We start from the raw sequence: 18,749 nt of genomic DNA on the forward strand, positions 1-18,749 counted from the left end.
GCGGATCGTGATGATCCACCCGGCGTTCGCCGTTGTGCGGGAAGAGATTACGCGGTCGGCTCGAAGGCCTCGGCGATGATCTCGGCCTGCTCCACGGCGTGGACCTTGGAGGAACCCGAGGACGGGGCCGACATGGCGCGCCGCGAGATGCGGCGCAGTTTGCCCAGGCGGTCGGGGAGGACCTCGGGGAGGTTGAGGCCGAAGAAGGGCCAGGCGCCCTGGTTGGCCGGTTCCTCCTGGACCCAGGCGATATCGGTCGCGTTGGGGTACTTGGCCAGGGCCTCGTTGAGGCGGTACGTCGGGATCGGGTAGAGCTGTTCGATCCGGACGATGGCCACGTCTTCACGCTTGTGCTTGGCCTTCTCCGCGGCGAGCTCGTAGTAGAGCTTGCCTGAGGTCAGCAGGATGCGCTTGACCTTGCCGGTGTCGCCGACGCCCGATTCGTAGGTTGGCTCGTCGAACACCGAACGGAACTTCGACTCGGTGAAGTCCTTGATGTCGGACACCACGGCCTTGTTGCGCAGCATCGACTTCGGGGTGAAGACGATCAGCGGACGGCGGATGCCGTCGAGGGCGTGGCGGCGCAGCAGGTGGAAGTAGTTCGCCGGGGTGGACGGCACCGCGACGGTCATCGAACCCTCGGCGCACAACTGCAGGAACCGCTCGATACGGCCCGAGGTGTGGTCGGGACCCTGACCCTCGTGGCCGTGCGGCAGCAGCAGCACCACATCGGAGAGCTGACCCCACTTGGCCTCACCGGAGGAGATGAACTCGTCGATGATCGACTGCGCGCCGTTGACGAAGTCACCGAACTGCGCCTCCCACAACACCAGTGCGTTGGGGTTGCCCAGCGAGTAGCCGTATTCGAAACCGACAGCGGCGAATTCGCTCAGCGCCGAGTCGTGCACCGCGAACCAGCCCGGGTTCTCCGAACCGATGTTGTGCAGCGGGGTGTACTCCTGCGCGTTGATCCGGTCGATGATGACCGAGTGGCGCTGGGTGAACGTGCCACGACGCGAGTCCTGACCGGTCAGGCGCACATCGTGACCCTGGTCGATCAGCGAACCGAACGCGAGCAACTCGGCGAAGGCCCAGTCGACCTTGCCCTCGTAGGCCATCTCCCGCCGCTTCTCCAGCACCGGCTTCACGCGCGGGTGCACGTTGAAACCGTCGGGAGTGTTGAGGAACGCGTCGCCGATGCGCTGCAGCACCGACTTGTCGACCGCGGTCTGCACGGTCGCGGGCACCTTCTGGTCGTCCTCGACGGACTCCGACGGCTCCGGAACGTATTTCTCCAGCTCACGGACCTCGTTGAACACGCGCTCGAGCTGACCCTGGTAGTCGCGCAGCGCGTCCTCGGCCTCCTTCATGGAGATGTCGCCACGGCCGATCAGCGATTCGGTGTAGGCCTTGCGGACCGAACGCTTGGTGTCGATGACGTCGTACATCTCCGGCTGGGTCATCGAGGGGTCGTCGCCCTCGTTGTGCCCGCGGCGGCGGTAGCAGACGAGGTCGATGACGACGTCCTTGCGGAACTTCTGCCGGAAATCGACCGCCAGGCGCGCGACCCAGTCGCAGGCCTCGGGGTCGTCACCGTTGACGTGGAAGATCGGCGCGCCGATGAACTTCGCGATGTCGGTGGAGTATTCGGTGGAGCGGCTGTTCTCCGGCGCGGTGGTGAAGCCGATCTGGTTGTTCACCACGATGTGGATGGTGCCGCCCACGCGGTAACCGCGCAGACCCGACAGGTTCAGCGTCTCGGCGACCACGCCCTGACCGGCGAACGCGGCGTCACCGTGCAGCATCAGCGGCATCACCGAGAAGCCTTCGGGGCCGTCGCCCTTGTTCAGCAGGTCCTGCTTGGCGCGCACGAGGCCCTCGAGAACGGGGTCGACCGCCTCCAGGTGCGAGGGGTTCGCGGTGAGCGACACCTCGATCTCGTTCTCGCCGAACATCTGCAGGTACTGGCCGTGCGCACCGAGGTGGTACTTCACGTCGCCCGAGCCGTGGGTGGCGGCCGGGTTCATGTTGCCCTCGAACTCGGTGAAGATCTTCGAGTACGGCTTGCCGACGATGTTGGCCAGCACGTTGAGGCGACCACGGTGCGGCATGCCGATGACGACCTCGTCGAGCCCGTGCTCGGCGCACTGGTCGATGGTGGCGTCCATCATCGGGATCACGGCTTCGGCGCCCTCGAGCGAGAACCGCTTCTGACCGACGTACTTGGTCTGCAGGAAGGTCTCGAACGCCTCGGCGGCGTTGAGCCTGTTCAGGATGTACTTCTGCTGGGCGACCGTCGGCTTGACGTGCTTCTGCTCGACCCGGTCCTGGATCCACTTGAGCTGGTCGGTCTCGAGGATGTGGGTGTACTCCACACCGACGTGGCGGCAGTAGGCGTCGCGCAGGATCGACAGCACGTCGCGCAGCTTCATCCGCTCCTGGCCGTGGAAACCGCCCACGTCGAAGGTGCGGTCCAGGTCCCACAGGGTGAGGCCGTGCGAGGTGACGTCGAGGTCGGGGTGGCTGCGGAACTTGTCCTTGACCAGGCGCAGCGGGTCGGTGTCGGCCATCAGGTGACCGCGGTTGCGGTAGGCCGCGATCAGCTCGAGTACGCGAGCGCTCTTGTCGACGCCGCGCTCGCTGATGTCCTTGCGCCACCGGATCGGCTCGTACGGCACGCCGAGGCCGTGGAAGATCTCGTCGTAGAACTCGTCGGAGATCAGCAGGTTGTGGATGGTGCGCAGGAAGTCGCCGGACTCGGCGCCCTGGATGATGCGGTGATCGTAGGTGGAGGTCAGCGTCATCAGCTTGCCGACACCGATCTCGGCCAGCCGCTCGTCGCTCATGCCCTGGAACTCGGCGGGGTACTCCATGGCGCCGGCACCGATGATCGCGCCCTGGCCCGGCATGAGGCGCGGTACCGAGTGGACGGTGCCGATGGTGCCGGGGTTGGTCAGCGAGATGGTGACACCGGAGAAGTCCTCGGCGCCGAGCTTGCCTTCACGGGCGCGGCGGACGATGTCCTCGTAGGCGGCGTGGAACTGGCCGAAGCTCATCTCCTCGGTGCCCTTGATGGCGGCGACGACCAGCGTGCGGTTGCCGTCCTTGCCCACGAGGTCGATGGCCAGGCCGAGGTTGGTGTGGGCGGGGGTGACCGCGTTCGGCTTGCCGTCGATCTCGGCGAAGTGCCGGTTCAGGTTCGGGAACGACTTCACGGCCTGCACGATCGCGTAACCGAGCAGGTGGGTGAAGGAGATCTTGCCGCCGCGGGTGCGCGCCAGGTGGTTGTTGATCACGAGGCGGTTGTCGATCATCAGCTTGGCCGGGATCGCGCGCACCGACGTGGCGGTGGGGATGGTCAGCGAGGCCGACATGTTCTTGGCGATGGCCGCGGCGGGACCGCGCAGCACCTTGGACTCGTCGGTGCCCGTGCTCGTCTTGGCGGGCGCGGTGGCCGGGGCGTTCGACACCGGGGCGGGCGTGGTCTGCGGTGCGCGCACGTTCTCCCGCTTCGGAGCCGGAGCGGGTGCCGGAGCCGGAGCTGGGGCCGGCTTGGGCGCCGTTGCGACGGCGGTCTTGGGGGCCTGCGGTGCGGCCTTCGGTGCCTGCTGCGGCGCCGCTTGCGCGGTGGCGGCGGGAGCCTGCTCGTTACCGGAGTCGGTGGCCTCCGGGGTGTAGTCGGCGAGGAACTCGTGCCAACTCGCGTCGACCGAGGACGGGTCCTGTTTGAACTTCTGATACATCTCGTCGACTAGCCACTGGTTCTGTCCGAACTGGGAAGTTGAGCTGCTCACAGCTGGTGTTCGCCTCATTTCGTTCTTCGCGCTGCGACGTTTGTGACGTGCCCGGCAGGGGTATCAGCGGATGGCTGCCGATGCGCCCTCACCGAGCATATGCCCCGTGGCATGTCGGCGTAGCTAGTGGCCCGAGACTATTCGCTCCGCGTGCAGTCCCGCCGACCAGAGTCGCGCGTAACTCCCGCCTCGGGCGAGCAGTTCCCGGTGGTTACCGAATTCGACGATACGTCCTTGTTCGACCACGCCGACGAGGTCGGCGCGGGCCGCGGTGGCCAACCGGTGAGCGACCACGACAGTGGTGCGGCCCCGGGCCAGCGAACGGCTCGCTACCAGGACCGACGCCTCGGTCTCCGGGTCGAGGGTGGAGGTCGCCTCGTCGAGAAGCAGCAGGTCGGGGTCGACGAGGTCGGCGCGGGCGAGGGCGACGAGCTGACGTTGTCCGGCGGATAACCCACGCCCTCTTTCACCGACCGGTTGGTTCATTTTTCGGGGTAATCCGGCGATCATTTCGGCCGCACCGACGTTGCTCGCCGCCTGTGCGATGTCCACCGATGTGGCGAAAGGTTGTCCGAATGCAATGTTGCTGGCGACATCACCGCTGAACAAGTGAGCTTCCTGGGGCACAATTCCCAGCCGCGAGCGGTACTCGGTGAGCACAAATTTACGTAAATCGACGCCGTCCACCCGAATCTCGCCTGCCGACGGCTCGCCGGGCAGATCGTAGAGCCGGGCGAGCAGTTTCACGATCGTCGATTTGCCCGCGCCGGTCGGGCCGACGAGCGCAAGGGTGCGCCCGGCCGGGAGGGTGAAGGACACGCCGTCCAGCGCCGGGAAGTTCGCTCCCGGATAGCGGAAGTGGACATCGTCGAACACGACCTCACCGCGCAACCGGTCGATGTGCACCGCATCGGGTGGGTCGGCCGCGATCGATGACTGGGTGCGCAACAGATCACCGATGCGGCGCAGCCCGACCCGGGCCTGCTGGTAGCCGTCGAACACCTGCGACAGTTCCTGGATCGGGCTGAACAGCAGGCCGAGGTAGAGGACGAAGGCGACGAGCGTGCCGGTGGTCGTGCGTCCGTCGGCCACCGCGTTGGCGCCCAGATAGACGACGACGGCGAGGGCGAGGTCGGCCCAGGCCAGGCCGAAGGAGAAGTAGCAGGCGATCGCGCGCTGGGCGCGGATGCGTGCCTCGCGGTAGCGATGGGAGTACTCGGTGAAGCGGCGCGCCGCCACGGGTTCGTTGCGGGCGGCCTGCACGGCGCGCAGGCCCGCGATGTTCTCCTGGAAGTCGGCGTTCACGGCGGAGACCCGCTCGCGCGAGACGGTGTAGGCCGCGGTCGAGACGCGCCGGAACAGCAGGGTCGCGATGAGCATGGGCGGCACGGTGGCGAGCACGACCAGCGCGAGCCCCGCATCGATGACGACCAGGCCGACAGCCACGCCGACCAGGGTGATGACCGCGACCAGGCCGGTGGCGACACCGGTCTGCAGGAAGGTCGACAGGGCGTCGACATCGGTGGTCATCCGCGTCATGATCCGGCCGGACAGTTCGCGCTCGTAGAAGTCGAGGCCGAGCCGCTGTAACTGGGCGTAGCTGCGCACCCGCAGGCCGAACAGCACCCGTTCGCCGGTGCGTGCCGTGAGCACCGTGACGGCAGCGCCGACGATCAGGCTCGCCAGCACCAGCCCGATCCCGATCACCGCCGACACCGCGAGCGCCGAACTCTGTCCGCCGGTGACGCCGGTGTCGATGGCGTAGCGGACCAGCGGCGGGAAGGCGATGCCGATCATGGCGTCGGCGATCAGCAGCAGTACGACCAGCCCGACCAGCTTGCGGACCGGTCGGAGCAGGACGCGCAGACCGAAGTCGGGTTGGGGGGCGCGCAGATCGCCGGGCAGGTCGGGTTGTTCGGTGGCCGGTGGTAGCGCGTCGACGGCCGCGCGCAGTTCCGGGGTCTCGCTGAGGTCGGCGGCCGCCATCGAACGTGGCCGATCACCGACGACAGGCCGCTTGTCGACGCGCACGGTCGGCACGACCGAGCCGGTGGGCGCGGGCAGCCGGATGACCCGATCGGCCTGGGCCAGGGTCGACTCGCGGTGGGCCAGGATCAGCGTGGTGCGCCCGCCCGGGTCGGGCAGCCGCCGGAAGATCTCCGCCTCGGTCACGGCATCGACGGCGGAGGTGGCGTCGTCGAGGACGAGTACGCGCGGCCGGGTGAGCAGTGCGCGGGCCAGCGCGATCCGCTGCCGTTGCCCACCCGAGAGGGTGAGCCCGCGTTCACCGATGACGGTGTCGTACCCGTCGGGCAACTCGGCGATGAACTCGTCGGCGACGGCCGCGGTGGCCGCGGCTCGGATCTCGGCGTCGGTGGCCTCTGGGCGGCCGAGGGCGATATTGGCCGCGATGGTGTCGGAGAACAGGAACGGGTCGTCGAAGACCACGCCGAGCGCGCCGCGCAGATCCTCGGCGCGTAGGTCGGCCAGGTTCACCCGGGTGCCGTCGGTGCCGACGAGGCTGATGATGCCCGCGTCCGGCGCGTAGAAGCGGGGCAGCAACAGCGACAGCGTCGACTTGCCCGACCCGGCCGGGCCGATGATCGCGACCGTTTCGCCGGGCCGGATGGTGAGGTCGAGTTCCGAGAGCACCGGCTCGTCCGGGGTGAAACCGAAACCGACACCCTCGAATTCGATGCCGAGCGGGCCGGCGGGCAGGTCGGCGGGCTTGTCGGGGTCGACGAGCACCGGCGCCGCGTCGATCACCTGGAACACCCGGTCGGCGGCGGACTTGGTGAGCTGGCTCATGATGACCACCGAGGTGATCGTGCGCGCCGAGGACGTCATCGTGGCCAGGTAGGCGGTGAAGGCGAGGAAGGTGCCGATGCCGATCGCGCCGCGCGAGGCGAGCAACCCGCCGACGATGATGACGGCGACCAGCCCGGCCTGCGGCAGCGCCGACACGACCGGTGCGAAGCGGGCGTTGATCCGCGCGGCGCGCAGGCGTTCGGCGTAGAGGGCGCGGCCGTGGTCCTCGAGCTGGTCGACCATCCGGGCCTCCTGCCCGAAGCCCTTCACCACGCGCACGCCGGTGACCGTCTGCTCGACGTGTTCGGCCAGCTCGGCGGCCCGCTGCTGCGCCGACCAGGTCGCCGCGTACAGCCGGGGCCGCATCCGCAGCACCACCACCGCCATCACCGGCGCGACGAGCAGCGCGGCGAGCGCCAGCGGCGGGCTCAGCCACACCATCACCACCGCCGAGGCGACGAACTGCAGTACCGCGAGACCCGACCACGGCACCATCGCCAGCAAGCCCTGCACCAGTTGCAGGTCGGTGATGGAACGCGACACCACCTGGCCGGTGCGGAGGGCATCTTGTCCCGCGCCGTCGAGGCGCTGCAACGCCGCGAGCAACGAAACCCGCAGGCTGTGTTGCACTTCCAGCGACAGTTGACCAGCCCACAGCCGACGGGCGAAGGTCACCGCGAACCGGCAGACCGCGAGGACCGCGAGCAGGGCGGCGGCACTGCCGATGACCGAGGTGTCGCCCGCTTCGGCGGCGTCGACGGCCCGCTTGGTGGCAAGCGGCGCCGCGATCGAGACGGCCGCGCCCGCCAGCACCGCCGCCGCGATGACGGCGAGCAGGCGCGGATGCCGCAGGCACAGCCGCCACAGCCTGCGGATCCAGCCGGGCCGGTCAGCGCGCCGCGTCATCACAGCGGGCCGCGTCATCGCAGCGGGCTCGGACACTACAGGTCGCGGTTGCGCAGGTCCCACCACCCGGCGGCGCCCACGGCGATGGTCCACAGGAGCAGGACGACGAGCGCGGCAGGTGTCGGCGCGAACACCTCGGCCTCGTCGAAGGAACCGGCGCTCACTCCGGCCACGGTCGAGGACACCGGCAGCACGGCGGTGAGACCACCGGCTCCGAAACCCTTGGCCACCAACCAGATCAGCGGCTCGAGCACGAATGCCCAGCCGAGCACCAGCCACACCGCCGCACCGGTGGTGCGCAGCAACAGCCCGATGCCCGCGCCGAGCACCGCCCAGCACATCGCGACGAGCAACCCGGCGCCGAGCACTTCCAGTAACGGCCAGCCGAACTCGAACTTGCCACGGCCCGCGGCGGCGAGCACGAGCATCGCGACCACCTCGGCGAAGACGGCGACCACCAGCGCGATACCGGCCACCGCGGCGTATTTCGCGATGACCAGCCGGTCGCGATCCGGGGCGAACAGGGCGGTGAGGGCCATGGTCTTGCGCTTGTACTCGCCACCGGTCACACCGATGCCGAGCAGTGCCGCGACCACGAACACCGCGACGAGCGCCAGGTACAGACCGATGGTCGCCGCCCCCGTGACGGGTTGCCCGGTCGGGTCGTAGCGGCCCGACATCAGCGCGGTGATCAGCGTCGCGACCAGCGCCACCGCGATCGGCCCCGCGAGCAGCAACCGGGTGGGCCGCAGCGTGAACACCTTGCGCGTTTCGGCGTCGAGACCGGGGAGCAGATCCTCGGGCAGCACAGTGGTCATCGGGTGGTCCCCTCCGAAGTCATGGCCGAAATGGATTCGCGCGCCCGCCCCGGTCGGAGTCCGGACGCTCGGACATTCCCGCGCAGGCCGGAGCCGCAGGCGGCGGGCCGAGCCGGCGACAACGGGCGACGGCTTCGGCCCGCGGGGCACACCGGTCGACCTGCGGCCGACGGCGTCATCGGGACACCCCGAACGACGGCGGCGCAGGCGCGAAGGTGGTGTTCGACGGCGTGGGCAGGCGGTGCTGATGCCTGCGGGGTTTGGTCAGGGAGGCCAGGACCCGGTCGGGGTGGATGGGGTCGGCGACGATGCTGCCGATCCGCACCGAGGCCGCCTCGGCGATCGAACGGATCGTCGCCTCGTCGGCATCGGCGACGGCCAGGCGCCCGTCCGGGCGCATCACCGCATCGGTGAAGCCACGGGTCGCCAGGGCGGTGGCCAGGGCGATCGACGGGGAGGAGGCGACGACGAGCCGGTCGGGATGGCCGCGCCGCAGCTTGGCGGGAGTGCCCTGCCAGACGACGGCGCCCTCGCTCAGCACCACCAGGTGGTCGGCCGCCGACACCACGTCGGCCAGGCTGCCTGCGCTCACCAGCACCGTGCCGCCCCGCCCGACATGCCCGCGCAGCACCTCCTGCAACCAGCCGCGTTCCATGCCGTCGGCGTCGGTGAACAGGTCGTCCAGGACGAGCAGCGGGGGATCGGCGAGCAGGGCCGTGGCCAGCGCGAGGCGGGTCTGCTGACCCGGATTCAGCTGGGCTACAACGGTATCGGCGAGAGCGCCGAGACCCGTCGTCTCGAGCACGGCCTCCACCCGCCGCCCACCGACGCCCGCGACCGGGGCGTAGCACGACAGCTGATCGCGCACCGTGCGCGCCGGATGCAGACCGCGCGGATGCAGCACCGCGCCGACCGCGGCCGGCCCGTGCCCCACCGCCACCTCCACCCGGCCGGTGCTCGGCCGCTGCAGCCCGAGCACCATCCGCAGCAGGGTGGTCTTGCCCGCCCCGGTGGGCCCGACCAGCGCGGTGACCGCACCGGACGGCACCGCGAAGTCGATGCCGTCGACGGCGCTGACCTGGTCGAAGACTTTTCCGACGCCGCGCACCAGCACGGCGTCGCCCCCGGCTTTCCTCACTGCTTACGGGCCGGGTCGGTACCGATCGCGGGCAGCGGATCGGCGTCGATCACGTTGTGCAGCGGCGTCGGCCACAGTGCGGGCGCGGGCCCGAAGGCCTTGTGCGCGTTCTCGATCGTGGCCTTGCCGAGCGCCCGGTTACCCGCGCCACCGATGGCGGCACCGATACCCGCGGGCAGCACCTTGCCCGCCATCAGCGCGGCCCGCTTGGTGATGAAGCGCTTGACGAACTGTTGCAGCAGTTTGCTGTTGATCGCGCCCATGCCGGTCGCCTTGCCCGCCAGCGTGTTCGCCCAGTTCTTCGACTGGGTGCGCAGCCCCTTCTGCACGATGGCGATGCCCGCGTCACCGAGGACGACCGCGAGCACCAGCGCGCGCCGTGCCTCCTGGTCGTGCGGCTCGATGCCCTGGACGGCGGCCCGGGCCAGCGTGAACAGCGCCGAGGCCTCCATGAAGAACGCCGTCTCCGCGCCGACCGCGCCGAGGGCGGCCACCGTGCCGATGCCGGGCACGGCCGCGGTCGCGCCGACAGCGGCACCGCTGCCGGTCACCGCGAGCAGGTACTGCTTCTCCAGCCGCTCGGCGATCTGGGCCGGGCTCTCGCCGGGATGACGTTCCCGCAGGTACTGGACATAGCGCCGCACGGCAGGAGCCTGCAGCTTGGAACCGGTGTCGAGAACATCGACTACGGCCTTCTCGATCGCACTCTTGAACACGGCGTCGTCCTCCTCTTCGACCGACGAGTCGAACTGTAGGGCACCTGAGGTCCCGACAGCCCATCATGCCAACGACTACCGACACCCCTGTGGTTCCGCGATGTGGGCACGCTCTCCACTCCCACGACCGGTGCCCGGGTTCTACGCTGACCGGATGAGTGAAACGAACCCGACCCGACTGACGCGCGAGTTCACCGAAGCCGGTGCCGAGATCGCCACGATCACCATCGATCATCCGCCGCTCAACCTCTTCGACCGGCCGCTGATCGACGCGCTGATCGCCGATCTCGCCGCGCTCACCGCACAGCCGCCGCGCGCCGTGCTCATCCGCGCCGAGGGCAAAGTGGTCTCCGGCGGTGTCGACGTGCACGTCTTCGAGGGGCGAAGCGCCGAGCAGGGGGCGCAACTGTGGCGCGAGCTGTTCGACCGGATCATCCATCCGCTCGAGGCCCTGCCGTGCCCGGTGGTGTTCGCCGCGCACGGGCTCACCCTCACCGCCGCCTTCGAGATGTCGCTGGCCTGCGACATCATCCTCGCCGCACCGAAGGCGAAGTTCGGGCTGGTGGAAACGGTGGTCGGCCTGACGCCGTCGATGGGCGGCCCGCAGCGGCTGGCCGAGCGGGCCGGGTCGGGCCGGGCCCGCGAGTTCGTGATGACCGGCGACCTCTACGACGCCGCGACCATGGCCGACTGGGGTGTGGTCAACGCCGTCCACGACGACGTCGACGCCGCCGCCCGCGCGCTGGTCACCCGCCTCGCCAACGGACCGACCCGCGCGCACGCCGCGACCAAGCAGATCATCGAGGCATGGCGTTCCGGCGGTGTGGCACACGCGGATTCGGTGACGCCGGAGGTGTCGGGCGCCCTGTTCGACACCGCCGACCTGCGCGGCGCCGTCCGCAGTTTCCTCGATGTCGGCCCAGGTAAGGCGACCTACAAGGGCGAGTGAACGCCGAGCGGCTGACAGAAATGTGATCCACGTCATATAGTCGGAGGCGCAAGCCGGGCGAGTACGTGGAGGTCTTGATGGGTCAGCCGGAACCGGACACGACCGCACGCTCGGAGGGTGGTGCGCCGGAGCGAGGGCGCGGCCCCGAGGCTCGGGCGTCGATCACCAGTGGACCCGAGTTCCGGGCGTTCCGGTCGTCCCCAGTCGGCTCCGGTGTGCTGGGCTGCGGACAGCTGCGGCGCGGCCCCGACGGTGTGCTCCGCTACGGCGACCTGCACCCCGCGCTCACCGAACTGCTCGACCTGCGCGTGCACTCCTTCACGAATCGAGAGGCCGTCGTGGAGGTCGGCGGTCCACGCCTGACCTACCGCGAGCTGTGGCACAGCGCTTCCCGCATCGCGGGCGGACTGCAGCGTCACGGCATCGGCTACGGCGACCGGGTCGCGGTGCACATGCCGACGAGCGCGCGCTGGGTACAGGCGTTCCTCGGCGCGCTGCTGTCCGGTGCCGTTCCGGTCCTGATCCCCGACGGGCTCGGCGCCGACCTGACGGCCCGCGTGATCGCCGACAGCCGAGCCGACTTCGTGCTCGGCCCCGACGGGCCACTGCCCGACAGCACGGCCTACATCGATGACGGTGCGGCACTGGGAGATCCGGCCCTGCTCTGCTACACCGGCGCCGCCGCGCGCGGTCCGGTGCCCGCCGGGGTCGAGCTCACCAACGAGAACCTCTTGTCGGCGGTGTCGTCGATGGTCGGCGCGCTCGGTCTGCCCGGCGACGGGGTACGCAATCTGGTGCTGCTGCCGCTGGCCCACGCCAGCGGGTGCGTCGACCAGTTGCTGCCGACCTTCGCTGTCGGCGGGACCGTCGTCCTCGCGCCGGGCGCACGCAGCCTGGCCGACGTGCTGGTCAGCGAGCGGATCGACACGGTCTCGGCCACCCCGCGCATCTTCGCCGAGCTGCTGCCCGCCTTCGCCGACCGACGCTCCGGCGCGGGTGTGCGCCGCGTGAGCAAGGCCTGTCACCGCTCCGAACGCGCCGCCGCCCCCGCCTCGGCCCCGCTCACCGCCGCTTTGCGCGCGCTGTTCCCCGACGCGCGGCAGTGGTCGGTGTGGGGCGCCACCGAGACCAGCGGCATCGGCCTGCTCGTCGACGACACCGACCGCACCGAGGCGGCGCTCGGGTTCGCCTTCGGTGGAACGGAATTGGCGCTGTCGGGCCCGCAGGCTCGCCAGGGTCGCGGCGAACTGCTGTGTCGCGGACCGAACGTCAGCCGCCGCTACTGGAACAACCCCGACGCGACCGTCGCCCGGTTCAGCGGAACCTGGTTCCACACGGGCGATTTCGTCCGCATCGACACCGACGGCCTGGTCTACGCCGAGCCCGCCGGCTGACTCACACCAGCTTGGCGCGCAACGCCGCGCGCAGGTCGCCCGTGAGGCCGATCTCGGTCAGGTAGCCCTCGGTGTCGCCGTAGCGTTCGCGCACGGTGGCGTCGGCGGTGCGCAGGTACTCCTCGCGCACGCCGAGGATGTCGACCGACAGTGCCTCGCCGCCGCCGATCTTCGGTTCCAGCAGCACGCGCAGGGGTTCCACCGCCGCATTGCTGGCCAGGAAGTCGGTGTAGATGTCGTCCTCGTGCACGCCGACCGCGCGCAGCACGGTCGCCACCGCCCAGCCGGTGCGGTCCTTGCCCGCCGCGCAGTGCACGAGCACGGCGCCCTCGCCGTCGACGATCGAGCCGGCCAGCCGGGTGATGGCCGCGCCCGCCTCGGGCAGCAGCGGGAACTGCCGGTACACCTCGACCATGTGCGCGAACGCGCTGACGGTCGCCGCCTCGTGCGGCGGCGCCTCTTCCATCCGCGAGTCGAACGGGGTGATGTGCAGGCGCACGTCCTCGGGCAGGGTGTCGTGGCCGATGTGGTCGATCTCGACCGGGCCGCGCAGATCGTGCACATCGGTGACCCGCAGCTCGCCGAGTGTGGCGAGACCCTGATCGTCGAGGCCGCTGAGCTGCGCCGAGCGCAGGAGCACGCCGGGGCGGACGGTGCCGCCGTCGACGGTGCGCAGCCCGCCCACATCGCGGAAATTGAAGGTGCCGCTGAGGGCGAACTGGTCGGCGCGAGGCGAGAGAGTCACCCGTCCAGGTTATCGGCGGTTCGACGGGGTGTGGACGGAGTCGGCCGATCGGTCACGAAGTGTGTGACGTGCGTTTCCCCGCGCGACACGTGTGTGCTCACCCACAGGAACGTGAGTGCGGCTACCACGACTTGTACCATCGACCAGTAAGCGATTACAGCGGGGGCGTCTATTCGAGCGCGAAAACAAAATCCAGCCGTATGGTCGGTTTTTATCAAGGTCGCATTCGGGTAACAAAACAATCTTTCAGTCTGAAAAGGATGGCTGAACCAGTTCGTGAATCCAGAAAACCTTCTAAGATCGTGCTTGCGGGATGTGGTTAACCTCGATGAGGACCCTTCCCGACCAGCTCGCATCGCCGCGGGCAGCGAAATTTGTTGCCGAGGAGTTGTCGTTGAGCGTCAGTCGTGAACTAACCGAAACATCCTTGCGACCCGTCGTTCGCCGGGCCGTGGAAGCAGCCGCTGCGAGTTCGGATACCGCCGGGCTGCGAGCACTGCGAATCTGCCTCCATGCGGGGCTCAGTGCGTATTGGCCGGTGGTGAAGGCCGCCCCGGCGAAAAGCATCAGGTCATACGAGACCGCGCTGCGGACCCTGCGGGAGCGGTGGATCGAGCCCGGTGACAACGTGGGCGATCCGTCCGCGATCGTGATGTTCCGTGAGATGGACGCCGAGGCGACCGAGTTCCTCGAGCTGTGTGCCGAACTCTCGGGTACGCAGTGGCTCGAGCCGGTCGACTCCATCGCCAGCTACCTCGTCTCCGTCTTCCATGGCGCGGTGCTGCGCTGGCTCGCCGACGGCAACGACGAGACCATCCTTGTCGTCACCGACGATCTCGTCGGCTGTCTCACCCTCAAGGCTGTCGAAGCCTGAGATTTACTGGACGAGTGACCAGATAGGTGGTTCAGTAGACGGGTGACCGAGACAACAGCGCTGCACCACCTGCACGACGCCACCGCTGACCTCGACCCGCCGCTGGCGGCACTCGACCTGTCCCGGCTCGACGCCAATGCCGCCGACCTGCGCCGCCGCGCGAACGGTGTCGCCATCCGCGTGGCGAGCAAATCGGTGCGCTGCCGAGCCGTGCTCGAGCGGGTCCTCGGCACCGACCTCACCGCAGCCGACGGCTTCGCGGGCATCATGGCCTACTCCCTGCGCGAAGCCATCTGGCTGGCCCGCCTCGGCGCCCGCGACATCCTGCTCGGCTATCCGACCCTCGACCGTGCCGCGCTGGCCGAACTCGCGGGCGCGCCGACACTGCTGCGCTCGATCACCCTGATGATCGACGACGTCGCCCAGCTCGACCTGGCCCGCGCCGCCCTCGGCACCGACACCGTCCACCCACGCGTCTGCCTCGACGTCGACGCCTCACTGCGCATCGGCCCGCTGCACCTCGGCGTTCGCCGTTCCCCGATCCGCACCCCCGGCGAGGCCGCCGTACTGGCGACACAGGCGCGTACCCGCGGCTTCGAGGTGGTCGGCGTGATGACCTACGAGGCGCAGATCGCGGGCCTGCCCGACAACAATCCGGCCGTGCGCGTGGTCAAGCGTCTCTCGGCCGCCGAGATCGCCCGCCGCCGCACCCAGGTGCTCGACGCGGTGCGCATGGTGACCGGGCCGCTCGAGATCGTCAACAGCGGCGGCACCGGCTCGATCGAGGTGTCGATCAGCGATCCCGATGTCACCGAAGTGACCGCCGGTTCGGGCCTCTACGTGCCGACCCTCTTCGACCACTACCGCTCCTTCACCCCGCGTCCGGCCCTGTTCTTCGCCACGCCGGTGCTGCGCAAACCCACCCCGAGCATCGCCACCGTCTTCGCGGGCGGCTACATCGCCTCCGGCCCCACCGGCCCCAGCCGGGTGCCGCTGCCGGTCTGGCCCGCGGGCCTGAAGCTGCTCGGCGCCGAGGGCGCGGGCGAGGTGCAGACCCCGCTCGCCGGTGGGTCCGAGCTCGAGATCGGCGACCGCGTCTGGTTCCGGCACGCCAAGGCGGGCGAACTGTGCGAACGCTTCGCCGAGATCCACCTCGTCGACGAATCGGGAACCCGCACAACCGTTCCCACCTATCGCGGCGAAGGCCAGTGCTTCGGCTGATCAGCGCAGCAGCTCGGTGACCTCGTCGTCGGTGAGCTGGTGGAAGTCGTGGTAGGCGCCGCCCACGCCGCCCAGGTCGTCGGGGGTCCAGAGGCAGACCAGCTCGTCGCACTCCGGGCGGACCCGGCGCGCCGCTTCGGGGGCTGAGACCGGCATCGCCACGATCAAGCGCGCGGGCTGCTGTGCTCGGGCGACCCGGCAGGCGGCGGCCACGGTGGCGCCGGTGGCCATTCCGTCGTCGACGATCACCACCGTCCGGTCGGTCATGGCGACCGGGTCGCCGTCGCGGAGCAGGGTTCGCCTGCGGGCCAGTTCGGCGCGTTCGGCGCGCTCGACCTGCGCGAACGCCGCCTCGCTCACCCGGCCGCGTGCCACCACGTCCTCGTTGAGCACCAGCACGTCGTTCTCGCCGAGCGCACCCATCGCCAGCTCCGGATGCTGCGGTAGCCCGAGTTTGCGCACCAGCAGCACGTCGAGTTCCCCGTCGATCGCGTCGGCCACGGCGGCCGCCACCGGCACGCCGCCGCGCGGCAACCCGAGCACCAGCGGGTACGTGCCCCGCAGATGTTCGAGGGCCGTGCCGAGAGCGCGGCCCGCCGCAGCGCGATCCGGGTACACCATCGCTTCGAACGCTACTCCGCGGTGGCGTCGGCCGACACTGTGAAGCGGCGCAGCGACAGGCTCGGGTTGGCGGTGCGCACCCTGGCGAGGTGGGCCGGGTCGATCGACGCGGTGAGCACACCCGGCTCGTCGCCGAGTTCGGCGAGCACGGTGCCTGCCGGGTCGACGATCATCGACGCGCCCGCCCCGAGCGGCGCGCACTGGTCGGCCGCCGCCACGTACACGGTGTTCTCGATGGCCCGCGCACGCAGCAGCGTGGTCCACTGATCGACCTTCGCCGGGCCGGGAATCCACTGCGCGGGCAGCAGCAATACGTGCGCTCCCGCCGCTGCGACACGCCGACATCCCTCCGGAAAACGCAGATCGAAGCAGGTCTGCATGCCGAACATCACACCGTCGACGGTGAATGTGGCGGGCGCCACCAGCGGACCGGCCGCGACGACATCGGATTCCAGATGCCCGAAAGCGTCGTAGAGATGCACTTTGCGGTAGAGCGCGAGCCGGGATCCGTCGGGTCCGTGCGCCACGAGCGTATTGCTGATCCGGTCCGCGTCCGGTGTCGGCAATTCGACGACACCGGCCACCAGATGCACCCCGAATTCGACGGCGAGCGCGGCGAGTCCGGTGGTGAACGGCCCGTCGAGCGGCTCGGCGGCGGCCACCACCCGCTCGTCGAGGCGGGTCACCGCAAACATCGAGTATTCGGGTGCGACCACGACGCGCGCACCGGATTCGGCAGCGGTTCGCACGTGTTCACGCAAGGCGGCCAGGTTGGCCGACGTGTCGGTCTGCGGGGCGAATTGGACGACCGCGATCGGCACCGTCGTCGCGGCGTGTTCCTGATGCGATGACCCGTTGTGCAGCTGCATAGGTCACACCGTATTCACCCGGTGGCCCGATCAGCTACCGCCAGGCAGTAAACTGGTGGTCAATGAACACAAATGAGGTCGACAGCGTTCCTGCCGACGACGACAGGCACGACAACGGCCCGACTTTCGCCGATCTCGGGATCGATGACCGCGTCCTGGCGGCCATCGCCGACGTGGGCTACGAGTCGCCGTCGCCGATTCAGGCGGCCACGATTCCCCCACTGCTCTCCGGGTCCGACGTCGTCGGCCTGGCCCAGACCGGCACCGGCAAAACCGCGGCATTCGCGATCCCGATCCTGATGAATCTGGACACCGCGCAGAAGAAGCCGAGCGCGCTGGTGCTCGCGCCGACCCGCGAACTCGCGATCCAGGTCGCCGAGGCGTTCGGCAAGTACTCCTCGCACATCCCCGGTCTCCACGTGCTGCCGATCTACGGCGGCCAGAGCTACGGCGTGCAGCTGTCGGGTCTGCGCCGCGGCGCGCATGTGGTCGTCGGTACGCCCGGCCGCGTCATCGACCACCTGGAGAAGGGCACGCTCGACCTGACCGAGCTGCGCTACCTGGTGCTCGACGAGGCCGACGAGATGCTCAAGATGGGCTTCCAGGAGGACGTCGAGCGCATCCTGCGCGACACTCCGCGAGACAAGCAGGTCGCCCTGTTCTCGGCCACCATGCCGGGCGCGATCCGCAAGATCTCCAAGCAGTACCTCAACGACCCGGTCGAGATCACGGTCAAGTCCAAGACCACGACCAACACCAACATCACCCAGCGCTACGTGCAGGTGTCGCACCAGCGCAAGCTCGACGCCCTCACCCGTGTCCTCGAGGTCGAGGACTTCGAGGCGATGATCATCTTCGTGCGCACCAAGCAGGCCACCGAGGAGCTGGCCGAGAAGCTGCGCTCGCGCGGTTTCTCCGCCGCCGCGATCAACGGTGACATCGCGCAGAACCAGCGTGAACGCACCATCGGTCAGCTGAAGTCGGGTGCGCTCGACATCCTCGTCGCCACCGATGTGGCCGCGCGTGGTCTCGACGTGGACCGCATTTCGCATGTCGTGAACTACGACATCCCGCACGACACCGAGTCGTATGTGCACCGCATCGGCCGCACCGGTCGCGCGGGCCGCTCGGGTCAGGCGCTGCTGTTCGTCGCGCCGCGTGAACGTCATCTGCTCAAGGCGATCGAGCGGGCCACTCGGCATCCGCTCACCGAGATGCAGTTGCCGAGCGTCGACGACGTGAACGCGACCCGCGCCGCGAAGTTCGGTGACTCCATCACCGAGAACCTGGCCTCGGACAAGATCGAGCTGTTCCGCAAGCTGATCGAGGACTACGAGGCCGAGCACAACACCCCGCTGGTCGATATCGCCGCCGCGCTGGCGGTCGGTGGATACGACGGGGACAACTTCTTCATGTCGCCCGAGCCGGAGCCCGCGCCGCGTCGCGAACGCGACCGGGACCGTGATCGCGAGCGTGCCCCGCGCCAGTTCGACGACGAGGACCGTGGACCGCGTCCGCCGTCGTTCTCCCGCGAGAGCGGTGCGGAGCTGGCCACCTACCGGATCAGCGTCGGCAAGCGGCATCGCGTGGTGCCCGGTGCGATCGTCGGCGCCATCGCCAACGAGGGTGGGCTGCGGCGCAGCGACTTCGGGCACATCAGCATCCGGCCCGACTACAGCCTGGTCGAGCTGCCCGCGAACCTACCGAACGAAACGCTGGAAGCGTTGCGGCGCACCAGGATCAGCGGGGTGCTCATCCAGCTGCAGCCGGACCAGGGCCCGCCGTCGCAGCGGCTCAATTCCCGTGGTCCCCGGCGTGACCGTGAGGCCCGTCCGCGGACCGAACGGCGTAAGCCGCGCACGTAGCGCACCACCGCACGTAGACAAGTCCATGGGT

General features: G+C 69.4%; 13 protein-coding genes. 5 read left to right on the forward strand and 8 right to left on the reverse strand.

Going from position 1 to position 18,749, the window contains the following annotated elements; translation table 11 throughout:
- Positions 1-47 precede the first annotated feature (47 nt).
- The 5 genes from AB0F86_RS13615 to AB0F86_RS13635 form a co-directional block, all read right to left on the reverse strand.
- Positions 48-3,812, reverse strand: a complete 3,765-nt coding sequence (locus AB0F86_RS13615; RefSeq protein WP_356985620.1) for a multifunctional oxoglutarate decarboxylase/oxoglutarate dehydrogenase thiamine pyrophosphate-binding subunit/dihydrolipoyllysine-residue succinyltransferase subunit — start codon at positions 3,810-3,812, stop codon at positions 48-50.
- 105 nt (positions 3,813-3,917) lie between these two features.
- Complete coding sequence (locus tag AB0F86_RS13620) at positions 3,918-7,526, reverse strand: ABC transporter ATP-binding protein (protein ID WP_356985621.1); 3,609 nt, start codon at positions 7,524-7,526, stop codon at positions 3,918-3,920.
- A gap of 17 nt (positions 7,527-7,543) precedes the next feature.
- Positions 7,544-8,326, reverse strand: coding sequence for an ABC transporter permease subunit (locus tag AB0F86_RS13625; RefSeq protein WP_181700973.1), 783 nt, complete (start codon positions 8,324-8,326; stop codon positions 7,544-7,546).
- Positions 8,327-8,501: 175 nt separating this feature from the next.
- Positions 8,502-9,464, reverse strand: coding sequence for an ATP-binding cassette domain-containing protein (locus AB0F86_RS13630; protein ID WP_356985623.1), 963 nt, complete (start codon positions 9,462-9,464; stop codon positions 8,502-8,504).
- Entirely contained in the window at positions 9,461-10,180 is a 720-nt protein-coding gene (locus tag AB0F86_RS13635; RefSeq protein WP_225278830.1) for a hypothetical protein, read from the reverse strand. The genes AB0F86_RS13630 and AB0F86_RS13635 overlap by 4 nt, the downstream gene beginning before the upstream one ends.
- Positions 10,181-10,334: 154 nt before the next feature.
- Between AB0F86_RS13635 and AB0F86_RS13640 the strand changes: the two genes are divergently transcribed.
- Together AB0F86_RS13640 and AB0F86_RS13645 are read left to right on the forward strand one after the other, a co-directional pair.
- Entirely contained in the window at positions 10,335-11,129 is a 795-nt protein-coding gene (locus AB0F86_RS13640) for an enoyl-CoA hydratase/isomerase family protein (protein WP_356985626.1), read from the forward strand.
- A gap of 77 nt (positions 11,130-11,206) precedes the next feature.
- A complete protein-coding gene (locus AB0F86_RS13645) occupies positions 11,207-12,523 on the forward strand; it encodes an AMP-binding protein (RefSeq protein WP_356985627.1) in 1,317 nt (438 codons plus the stop codon).
- Position 12,524: 1 nt separating this feature from the next.
- Here the strand turns inward: AB0F86_RS13645 and AB0F86_RS13650 are convergent, their stop codons facing one another.
- The gene (locus tag AB0F86_RS13650; RefSeq protein ID WP_356985629.1) at positions 12,525-13,268 is read right to left on the reverse strand and encodes a tyrosine-protein phosphatase; all 744 of its coding nucleotides are present in this window, start codon (positions 13,266-13,268) and stop codon (positions 12,525-12,527) included.
- Positions 13,269-13,662: 394 nt separating this feature from the next.
- Here AB0F86_RS13650 and AB0F86_RS13655 point away from each other — a divergent pair, with 394 nt between their 5' ends.
- On the forward strand, positions 13,663-14,142 hold the full coding sequence (locus AB0F86_RS13655; protein WP_356985631.1) for a TetR family transcriptional regulator: 480 nt from the start codon (positions 13,663-13,665) through the stop codon (positions 14,140-14,142).
- Between the two features lie 42 nt (positions 14,143-14,184).
- Positions 14,185-15,363: an amino acid deaminase/aldolase gene (locus tag AB0F86_RS13660; RefSeq protein WP_356985633.1), complete on the forward strand. Its 1,179-nt coding sequence runs from the start codon at positions 14,185-14,187 to the stop codon at positions 15,361-15,363.
- Here the strand turns inward: AB0F86_RS13660 and AB0F86_RS13665 are convergent, their stop codons facing one another.
- A complete protein-coding gene (locus AB0F86_RS13665) occupies positions 15,364-15,984 on the reverse strand; it encodes a phosphoribosyltransferase family protein (RefSeq protein ID WP_356985635.1) in 621 nt (206 codons plus the stop codon).
- 11 nt (positions 15,985-15,995) lie between these two features.
- A complete protein-coding gene (locus AB0F86_RS13670; protein WP_356985636.1) occupies positions 15,996-16,853 on the reverse strand; it encodes a carbon-nitrogen hydrolase family protein in 858 nt (285 codons plus the stop codon).
- A gap of 62 nt (positions 16,854-16,915) precedes the next feature.
- On the opposite strand from AB0F86_RS13670, the gene AB0F86_RS13675 reads away from it, so the two are divergent.
- Positions 16,916-18,718, forward strand: a complete 1,803-nt coding sequence (locus tag AB0F86_RS13675) for a DEAD/DEAH box helicase (RefSeq protein ID WP_181700988.1) — start codon at positions 16,916-16,918, stop codon at positions 18,716-18,718.
- Positions 18,719-18,749: the final 31 nt, after the last annotated feature.

The organism is Nocardia sp. NPDC023733 (assembly GCF_040639775.1).
Taxonomy (GTDB): Bacteria; Actinomycetota; Actinomycetes; order Mycobacteriales; family Mycobacteriaceae; genus Nocardia; species Nocardia rosealba.

Bases quoted from the DNA above. Each gene is read 5' to 3' on its own strand.
- AB0F86_RS13615 (WP_356985620.1), bottom strand. From the start codon at position 3,812: ATGAGGCGAACACCAGCTGTGAGCAGCTCAACTTCCCAGTTCGGACAG.
- AB0F86_RS13675 (WP_181700988.1), top strand. From the start codon at position 16,916: ATGAACACAAATGAGGTCGACAGCGTTCCTGCCGACGACGACAGGCAC.
- AB0F86_RS13640 (WP_356985626.1), top strand. From the start codon at position 10,335: ATGAGTGAAACGAACCCGACCCGACTGACGCGCGAGTTCACCGAAGCC.
- AB0F86_RS13645 (WP_356985627.1), top strand. From the start codon at position 11,207: ATGGGTCAGCCGGAACCGGACACGACCGCACGCTCGGAGGGTGGTGCG.
- AB0F86_RS13665 (WP_356985635.1), bottom strand. From the start codon at position 15,984: ATGGTGTACCCGGATCGCGCTGCGGCGGGCCGCGCTCTCGGCACGGCC.
- AB0F86_RS13670 (WP_356985636.1), bottom strand. From the start codon at position 16,853: ATGCAGCTGCACAACGGGTCATCGCATCAGGAACACGCCGCGACGACG.
- AB0F86_RS13620 (WP_356985621.1), bottom strand. From the start codon at position 7,526: ATGACGCGGCCCGCTGTGATGACGCGGCGCGCTGACCGGCCCGGCTGG.
- AB0F86_RS13625 (WP_181700973.1), bottom strand. From the start codon at position 8,326: ATGACCACTGTGCTGCCCGAGGATCTGCTCCCCGGTCTCGACGCCGAA.